Origin of the sequence: Coprococcus sp. RTP21281st1_F1_RTP21281_210402, from assembly GCF_040915325.1 — a bacterium.
Taxonomy (GTDB): Bacteria; Bacillota; Clostridia; order Lachnospirales; family Lachnospiraceae; genus Coprococcus; species Coprococcus aceti.
Genome location: NZ_JBCPDQ010000007.1, coordinates 44,197 through 51,209, shown reverse-complemented (window position 1 = coordinate 51,209; position 7,013 = coordinate 44,197). Strand labels below are relative to the sequence as shown.

At 45.9% G+C, this 7,013-nt stretch carries 6 protein-coding genes and 1 riboswitch; of the genes, 5 read left to right on the top strand and 1 reads right to left on the bottom strand.

Features of this window, described 5'->3' with window-relative positions; genetic code table 11:
- Positions 1-1,063: histidine--tRNA ligase (locus tag AB5150_RS11045; RefSeq protein ID WP_368291872.1), on the top strand; the 1,063-nt coding region annotated here is incomplete at its 5' end.
- 140 nt (positions 1,064-1,203) lie between these two features.
- On the opposite strand, the gene AB5150_RS11040 is transcribed toward AB5150_RS11045, so the two are convergent.
- Positions 1,204-1,710, bottom strand: a complete 507-nt coding sequence (locus AB5150_RS11040) for a YqeG family HAD IIIA-type phosphatase (protein ID WP_015533916.1) — start codon at positions 1,708-1,710, stop codon at positions 1,204-1,206.
- 282 nt (positions 1,711-1,992) lie between these two features.
- On the opposite strand from AB5150_RS11040, the gene AB5150_RS11035 reads away from it, so the two are divergent.
- The 4 genes from AB5150_RS11035 to ribD all read left to right on the top strand — a co-directional run bounded on the left by AB5150_RS11035 (position 1,993) and on the right by ribD (position 6,990).
- Positions 1,993-3,165, top strand: a complete 1,173-nt coding sequence (locus tag AB5150_RS11035; RefSeq protein WP_055273422.1) for a hypothetical protein — start codon at positions 1,993-1,995, stop codon at positions 3,163-3,165.
- Positions 3,166-3,192: 27 nt separating this feature from the next.
- Positions 3,193-3,771 carry a hypothetical protein gene (locus AB5150_RS11030; RefSeq protein WP_022215910.1) on the top strand — a complete coding sequence of 193 codons (579 nt, stop codon included), beginning with the start codon at positions 3,193-3,195 and terminating at the stop codon, positions 3,769-3,771.
- A gap of 12 nt (positions 3,772-3,783) precedes the next feature.
- The gene (locus AB5150_RS11025) at positions 3,784-5,433 is read left to right on the top strand and encodes a VWA domain-containing protein (protein ID WP_055273323.1); all 1,650 of its coding nucleotides are present in this window, start codon (positions 3,784-3,786) and stop codon (positions 5,431-5,433) included.
- Between the two features lie 94 nt (positions 5,434-5,527).
- Positions 5,528-5,655, top strand: a riboswitch (FMN riboswitch).
- Positions 5,656-5,841: 186 nt separating this feature from the next.
- Positions 5,842-6,990: a bifunctional diaminohydroxyphosphoribosylaminopyrimidine deaminase/5-amino-6-(5-phosphoribosylamino)uracil reductase RibD gene (ribD, locus tag AB5150_RS11020; protein WP_055273325.1), complete on the top strand. Its 1,149-nt coding sequence runs from the start codon at positions 5,842-5,844 to the stop codon at positions 6,988-6,990.
- Positions 6,991-7,013 lie beyond the last annotated feature (23 nt).

Sequence of the window (7,013 nt, the reverse complement as noted above, 5' to 3'; positions counted from 1 at the left end):
GATGAAGAGAGGCGCAGACCTTGCGAGAGCCATCGATGCAGGTAAGGGAGAGTTGGCAGACAGCGGACTTAGATACGATCTTACACTTCCACTCTCAAGATATTATGCGAACAACAAGGAGCAGCTTCCAAGCCCATTCAAGGCACTCCAGATCGGACCTGTATTCCGTGCGGATCAGCCACAGAAGGGACGATTCAGAATGTTCACCCAGTGCGATATAGATATACTTGGTGACAATACAAACCTTGCGGAGATAGAGCTTGTGGCAGCCACATCCGATATGCTCTCAAGAATATTCTCTGAGGTGGGAATAACAGATTTTACTATCCACATCAACGACAGACAGATACTCCGTGGTGCTGCGAAGAATGCGGGATTTGCAGAGGAAGACATTGCTTCAATACTCATCAGCCTTGACAAGTATGACAAGATAGGTCTGGATGGCATAAGAGCAGAGCTCACAGAGAACGGATACGACGCAGAGATGGTGGACAAGTATCTTGAGATATACCAGAACCTTGGAGATATGAGCTGCGCTGAGTTCTGTAGGGACATAGACGCTGAGTGCCTTGATCCAAAGGTTATAACCAATATGGACGAGATCATATCAAGTGCAAAGACCATGGTTGCAGATGGCGTAAAGATCGTATTTGACCCTACTCTTGTGAGAGGTATGGGATATTACACAGGACCTATTTTTGAGGTTACAATAGATGACTACAACTTCTCCATCGCCGGCGGCGGAAGATATGACAAGATGGTTGGGAACTTCTGTGGACAGGATGTTCCTGCAACAGGATTTTCAATAGGTTTTGAGAGAATAATCACCATCCTCAAGGACAAGCTTGAGAATGGATACAAGATAGATTCTGACAACGTGGCTATCCTCATTCACAAGGATGTGACACTGGACAAGAAGCTTGAGATCTTCAAGGAGGCAAAGGAACTTCGCCAGGCAGGTAAGACAGTGACTATCCAGATGATGAGAAAGAACATGAAGCAGCAGATAAACATGCTGGAGTCAGAGGGATACACAGAGTTCAAGAAGGTGTACAACGACTAACATACGTTCTGTGGATCACACAGATGTGTAACATCATGACAGAACGTATATGTTACTGAGATATTTAATAAAAGGCTGTATTCACATATCAGGCAGATATGTGAATACGGCCTTTTGTGTTGCGTTATGAATAACAGAAATTATCTTACCATGCCATGCTTTTTCCTGAAGTAGAAAATAAACGGCTTTTCAATGATCCTCTTGAGGGTGATCTGTATCTCCTCGTGGCTTGTGTCTATAGGCTTGACAAGGATAGTGTGTATGCCAAGGCTGGCACTTCCGATGATGTCAGTGTAGATCTGGTCGCCCACGGCGATCGTGTTGTCTATGTTGCAGCCTATCTCGTTCATGGCACGGATGTAGCCCTTTTTCGATGGTTTGCCGGCTTTGAATATGTAATTCACCTTCATCTTTTTGTTGAAAGCGGCAACCCTTGGCTCCTTGTTGTTGGATACCAGACATACCTTGAAGCCCATGGCCTTGAGCTGTTCCATGAGCTGAATCGCTCTGGATGTGGCCGGCTCATTATGTCTCACAAGAGTGTTGTCTATGTCGAACAGTATACCTCTGTATCCCATGTCGTAATACTTTTTGAAATCTATCTTGTATGTGGATGAATAGTATTCATCCGGCAAAAATCTGATCATAGATATCCTCCCAGTTTGTTGTCGATTCATTATACCACAGGTGGACAGACAGTTGTATAAACACTTAATAAAATAATAAAATACCATATCCCGTCACTTTTATGTTTTTAATTTGTGGCAAAACATGTATAATGAAAATGATTAAGTTCAGATATAAGTAAAAATGATGATGGGCATATCAGATATGTATGCCGGTTTGCATATTGGATTAAGAACTTATATAGAATGAGGTGTGGGATATTGCACAGGGCGTATGTTCTAAGAAAAGAAAATAATAAATATATGCTGGATGTTATCAGTTCGTATGAAGCACTGTACAGTTCTGTATTTGGGGTGCAGGCGGATACGCTGTCCTATTCACAGGATGGTATGTGCAGGCGGATGTTCGATGAACTCATAGACAAACTGAATTACAGGGAGAAGATAGTGATAGATAAGCTCTATGGCTACAGACATGACAGATGCAGTGTGCCGGAACTTGCCTGTGAGCTGGAGACCGATGAGGAAGGTGTGAACAGTCTGAAGAACAGTGCGCTGGACAGACTGAGGGATCCGGATAATTACAAATATCTGGAGAAACGGTGGTATTCAGGAACGGATATAACCAACACTGAGTACGAGCTTGATTTCAGGAGAAAGCTCAGAGCGGAGCTTCAGAGATATCTGGCCGGTCAGAAGTCAGATATTGACATTTTAAGTGCGATAATGAGGAGAAATAAGATCTCTGTACAAAGGATATACAGGAATGTGCAGGCGGTAGCTACGGATCAGGGACGGTTTGAGACCTCTATATCAGGGAAGAAGAGCATAGATGATGCTATAAATGCGCTGAAGGCGTTCAAGATAGCTGCACGTCCTGTTGAGAGCATCAGGAAGAAAAAGTCTGTAAGGGGAAATGTAGAGACCGTGCTCATAACAAATGATGGGATTGAGCAGGCGTATAAATACAGCGGACTCAGCGATGAGGATATAGCGGAGTGCGTGTGTCATGTACTGACGGACAGTGACGAGGGACATGGCTGTATACTTGACTTCAATATGTCAGATGGACTTATGGGACTCCTGCTGCTGAAGGGCTATCTGTATCTCGACAGTCTCATGGAGGACAGAGACAGGATATTGGCGGAGCTTCAGAGTGGAGGCTTTCAGACTCAGGCGGAGGAATTTGCAAAATTTGCGGACAAGGCGGAGATATACATAGAGGATAAGACGCACACGTCCATGACGTTTATTGTTGTGCCGGAGGCTGTTGCGCTTCGAATATATGAGGATAGGCCGGTGGATTACCATGAACTGCTGTCCTGCGCGGAGGAGACGGACAGGGAGTTTGCGGTCATGCTCATAAGAAATGAGAAGAAGGAATTTGCTGACTTTTCGGGACTTACGGTCACCGATGCTGCAAAACAAAGGCTCAGCGTATTGCAGAGAGACAATGAACATGCAGATGCGGTGTGATATATATTGACTTTAGGAGGAAAAACGATGGGATTGATAGCGGTCAATATCATAGGCTTGATAATGTTCATACTGGCAATAGTAATGTTTGTGCTGGCTGACAGTATGGTGGGAATAGCTATAGGTGTTGCGATCAGTGTAGTGTGGCTGACATTCACCATAACAGCAAATGTACATATACTCAAGGGAAGACGCTCGACGGAGAAGCTCAAGGACAGTGCCAGGGGACATTTGTTTGATGCACAGATAGAGAGACTCAACAGACAGTATGAGAGCATAATGTCCAGGGAGGAATACTTCCAGGAGAATGTGGAGGAGGGCAGTGGTGTTCGCAATCTGTACGAGGATATAAAGCAGCAGGCACAGAGTAACATGGACAGTGCCATAGGCTTTATACAGACATACGATTATTACACTAGACCCCAGCCGGTATACCTCGACAATCTGTGCAGACAGGGCGACGAGCTGGTGAGAAAGTTCAATATTCTGGTGGAGAAGATGGTTGATATTGACACCAACCTGAGCTCGCTGGATATGAAATATGTGGATGATGTCATAGAGTGCATGAATGGCATGAGGCAGGATGTCCACAGTCAGGGAATGTAAAAGGAGGAAGAAATGGATAAGAGGACAAAAGGATTAGTGGTAGTCGGAGTGCTGGTGATAATTGCGATGATCGCGGTCATTATCGGAATAGTCGGCAGGAAGGTTATCAACATAGCAGGCGGTGGAAATGGAGGATCATCAAGATCGGATATGACTCTTGATGAGTTATATGCAGATCTCGATGTAAATGAAGCGACCCCTGTAAAGGGTACGGTCACTCTGGACACTCCGGATCTGTATGCGGAGCTGCCTGAGATAGACAAATATCCACTGGCAGTTGAGGGCAATGGAGACATGGATATAGAGATATTTACATCAGGTGAGAAGGCGGGAAAGGACAACGACTCATGGCTTATAGATGTTGCAAATTCCTTCAACGGTTCTGGTGTGAAGACAGCGGACGGCAAGTCGGTATCGATGAGCGTGAGATCAGTGCCATCCGGTACAGCCGCTGACTATATCATTTCCGGCAAATATCTCCCGGATCTGTACACCCCGAGCAACACCCTGTTCGGAGAGTATGCGATGTCGAACAGCGGCAGCCTTGAGCTTTACGCGGACAGACTGGTTGGAAATACAGCGGGAATCCTTGTGAAGAAGGACAGCGGTTACACTACTGCTGCCGATGCCATAAAGGCCGTTCAGGACAACAAGATCACCATGGGATACACGAACCCACAGACAAGTGCCACAGGACTTAACCTCCTGCTCACGCTGCTTCAGGACGGCGAGGATAACTTTACAAAGTTTAACTCAAACATACCATACGTTGCATATACAACACAGCAGATGAGAGATAGTGCATCAAACGGAACACTCGATGCTATGCTGTCAGAGTATCAGGCATATATCAATGACAGCAATCTCGTGTCAATGTATGATTTCATTGCATTTGGCGTGAGACATGACAATCCTGTATACATATGTAATAAGTCGGGAAAGTCTGCATCAGAGCTTGAGGCCATACAGCTCGTTGTGGATTACTGCAAGAGTGATGATATGCAGACGATCGCGACAAAGAAGGGCTTCAATGCCAACGATGATTATACTGCGACGGAAGAATTCTCCGGTGCACAGGTCACACAGGGACTCAAGACATACAAGAAGACAAAGGATAACGGCAAGGACATCATCGCGGTGTTTGTTGCGGACTGCAGCGGTTCCATGGACGGAGATCCTATGAACCAGCTCAAGAACAGTCTGACAAACGGTGCGCAGTATATCAATGACAACAATTATGTTGGGCTTGTCAGCTACTCAAGCTCAGTTACAGTGGAGGTTCCGATCGCCCAGTTTGACCTGAACCAGAGATCATATTTCCAGGGATCGGTCAACAATCTGATGGCTTCAGGCGGAACGGCTTCGTATGATGCCGTTGTGGTTGCGATGAAGATGATAACCGATGCAAAGGCAGAGCACCCGGATGCAAAGTGTATGCTGTTCCTTCTCAGCGATGGATATGCCAATGTGGGATATTCCATGGATGAGATAACAAGTGCGCTCAGACAGTCGAACATACCTGTATACACGATAGGTTACGGCGGAGATGCTGACACGGATGAGCTTGCCAAGCTCTCAGGAATAAATGAGGCGGCATCTATAAATGCGGACAGTGATGATATTATCTACAAGATAAAGAGCCTGTTCAATTCACAGCTTTAAAATTTATCGGTAAAATACATCATAAAAAACAGTTGCATTCCGTTGGCATATGGAATACAATATAGTCGTTTTTAAGAGACAACTGCATATGATGATAGATCTTCGGGGGTGAGTGCAATTCTCCACCGACGGTGTTAGGGAAACCTTAAGTCCGTGAGCCATGAGGCATGATCCGGTGTGATTCCGGGACCGACAGTATAGTCTGGATGAGAGAAGTATTATATATTCAGAACAGGGTATCTGATGGAAGTCCGTTGTGATGGATTTCGGTGATGGATACCAGAACAAGAGAAAACCCCGAAGTTATCTTCGGGGTTTTCTCTTGTGTTTTGAACAGATACTTCGGAGGCTTGAATGAGCAATATCCGATAGTCTGTCTGTAAAGGTATTAAGTAGGATGGTGGTCATATGGAAAAATATGATATAGATGATGAATTTGATCCGTCATATATGAGACGTGCCATAGAGCTTGCAAGGCGCGGCACTGGAGCAGTGAATCCAAATCCGCTTGTAGGTGCTGTCATAGTGAAGGATGGCAGGATCATAGGAGAGGGATATCATGTGAGATATGGAGAGCTCCACGCTGAGCGCGCAGCATTTGCCAGTCTTATGGATCAGGCAGATGCCGAGGGCGCAGTCATGTATGTGACGCTTGAGCCGTGCTGCCATTTTGGCAAGCAGCCTCCATGTGTGGACGCGATCATAGAGCACAAGATCAGAAAGGTCTACTGTGGTTCCGATGATCCGAATGCTATGGTGGCAGGAAAAGGTTTTAAGAGACTGCGTGATGCCGGGATAGAGGTGTACACACACTGCCTCAAAGCCGAGTGCGATGCCATAAACGGTATTTTCTTTAAGTATATAGTAAATAAACAGCCGTATGTGACCATGAAATATGCCATGACCATGGATGGCAGGATCGCTACCCACACAGGGGCCAGCAAGTGGATAACCGGTGAGGCATCAAGGGCGTATGTCATGGAACTCAGAAACAGACATAAGGGTATTATGGCGGGCATAGGAACAGTGCTTGCGGATGATCCGATGCTGACATGCAGAATAGAGAAAAGCACGGACAGGGATACTGATAATGTCAGAAATCCGATCAGGATAGTTTGTGACAGCAAGCTCAGGATTCCGGAGGATTCACAGATCGTACAGACAGCCGGGGAGATAGAGACCATAGTTGCCACGACGGCAGCGGGAGCTTCAGACTCAGCAAAGTGTGAGAGACTCAAGGATAAAGGTGTAAGCATCATAGAGACCGAAGATGTGGATGGACAGGTGGATCTAAGGCAGCTCATGACGATCCTCGGCGGGAAAGGCATAGACGGAATACTGCTTGAGGGCGGCGGCGAGCTCAACTACAGCATGGTGTCTGAAGGTCTTGTGGATGAGGCGTGTGTATTCATTGCCCCGAAGATATTTGGCGGCGAGGGCAAGTACAGTCCGGTATCCGGAACGGGTGTTGATGTGCCTGCGGATGCACATATGTTTGGACTTGACGAGGTCAGAAGATTTGATGAAGATGTGATGCTCAGATACAAAAAGGTTTAAGAACTTATAGAAAAGAGGTCATA

What these genes read in the sequence shown, in the direction of transcription:
- AB5150_RS11040 (WP_015533916.1), bottom strand. Translation starts at nt 1,710, where the DNA reads ATGATCAGATTTTTGCCGGATGAATACTATTCATCCACATACAAGATA.
- AB5150_RS11035 (WP_055273422.1), top strand. Translation starts at nt 1,993, where the DNA reads ATGCTGGATGTTATCAGTTCGTATGAAGCACTGTACAGTTCTGTATTT.
- AB5150_RS11030 (WP_022215910.1), top strand. Translation starts at nt 3,193, where the DNA reads ATGGGATTGATAGCGGTCAATATCATAGGCTTGATAATGTTCATACTG.
- AB5150_RS11025 (WP_055273323.1), top strand. Translation starts at nt 3,784, where the DNA reads ATGGATAAGAGGACAAAAGGATTAGTGGTAGTCGGAGTGCTGGTGATA.
- ribD (WP_055273325.1), top strand. Translation starts at nt 5,842, where the DNA reads ATGGAAAAATATGATATAGATGATGAATTTGATCCGTCATATATGAGA.